The organism is Streptomyces sp. NPDC001700 (assembly GCF_053596435.1).
The window spans coordinates 1-1,425 of record NZ_JBSFGE010000082.1 but is presented as its reverse complement, the minus strand read 5'-3'; the positions used below and the strand labels follow the sequence as shown (position 1 = coordinate 1,425).

1 protein-coding gene is annotated in these 1,425 nt (G+C 71.2%); it reads right to left on the bottom strand.

The genetic code is table 11. The features are described from left to right. Positions 1-21: 21 nt before the first annotated feature. Positions 22-1,224 carry an IS110 family transposase gene (locus ACWC5C_RS42040; RefSeq protein ID WP_450884636.1) on the bottom strand — a complete coding sequence of 401 codons (1,203 nt, stop codon included), beginning with the start codon at positions 1,222-1,224 and terminating at the stop codon, positions 22-24. Between the last annotated feature and the right edge of the window lie 201 nt (positions 1,225-1,425).

Sequence of the window (1,425 nt, the reverse complement as noted above, 5' to 3'; positions counted from 1 at the left end):
CAAGGAGTCTCAATGACTGAGTCAAGCCGCCTGCGCGTCCGGCGGGACGGAGGTGAAGATGCGGTTGTCGCGCAGGAGCGCCCACAGGACGCCGGCCCGTCGGCGGGCCAGGGCGATGACGGCCTGGACGTGCTTGCAGCCCTCGCCTCGCTTCTTGAGGTAGAAGTCCCGGTTCGGCCCGTCGCGGATGATGCTGGTCTGCGCGGACAGGTAGAACACCCTGCGCAGGCGGCGGCTGTAGCGCTTGGGCCGGTGCAGGTTGCCGGTCCGGCGGCCGGAGTCACGCGGGACGGGCACCAGCCCGGCCGCCGAGGCCAGGTGACCGCCGTCCGCGTAGGCGGACAGGTCTCCGGCGGCGACGACGAACTCCGCGCCGAGTATCGGGCCCATGCCGGGCAGGGACTCGATGATCTCCGCCTGCGGGTGCCTGTGGAAGGTGTCGCGGATCTGCTGGTCGATGCGCCTCAGCCGGTCGTCCAGAGCCAAGATCTGCGCTGCCAGGTCGGCGATGATCTGTGCGGCGACGTCCTCGCCGGGCAGCGCAGTCTGCTGGGCGTGAGCCGCTTCCAGGGCCGTGGCCGCGACCGCGTCGGCACCCCGGACACTACGGTTGGCCAGCCAGGCGGTGAGCCGGGCCCGGCCGCGGCGCCGGATGGCGACCGGGGTCTGGTAGCCGGTCAGCAGGACGAGCGCGCCCTTGTGGCCGCTGAAGTCAAAGGCCCGCTCCAGTGCGGGGAAGATGCCGGTCAGCACGTCGCGGAGGCGGTTGATCATCCGTACCCGGTCGGCCACGAGGTCGGTGCGGTGGGCGGTCAGCAGCGCGAGGTCGGCGGCCAGCTGGGCGGGCACGTCGATCGCGGCGAAGTCCCGGCGGTGGCGGGCGGTCTCGGCGATGACGTAGGCGTCGCGGGCATCGGTCTTCGCCTCACCCTGGTAGGCGCCGGACATGCGGTTGACCGTGCGGCCCGGCACGTAGACGGCGTGCTGGCCGTGCGCCGCGAGCAGGGCCAGCAGCAGCGCGGAGGACGTGCCGGAGATGTCCACCGCCCAGCGGACCTCATCCGCCAGCTCCAGGATCTCGCCGAGCGCGGTCAGGATCGCCGACTCGTCGTTGTCGATCTTCTTCGACCACAGGGTCGCGCCGGTCTCGTCGACCGCCGCAGCCCAGTGGTGGCCCTTACCTGCGTCGATGCCGGCCCAGACCCGGGCCCGTCGCTCGCTCACTTGCCCCTCCTCGCACCGTGCGACATGCCGTCGGCCCGAGGAACACCCCGCTGTCATCTCCGTAATCAGCGACCGAAGCGCACATCTCAATCAGCAGCCAGGGCGCCCCGGAGAGCCGGGCGGCCACTCCTTGTCAGCCACTGAAGGCAAGAACCCATAAGCCACACCCGGCCCTCCCGGGCCGCCTAACAACTTACGGAG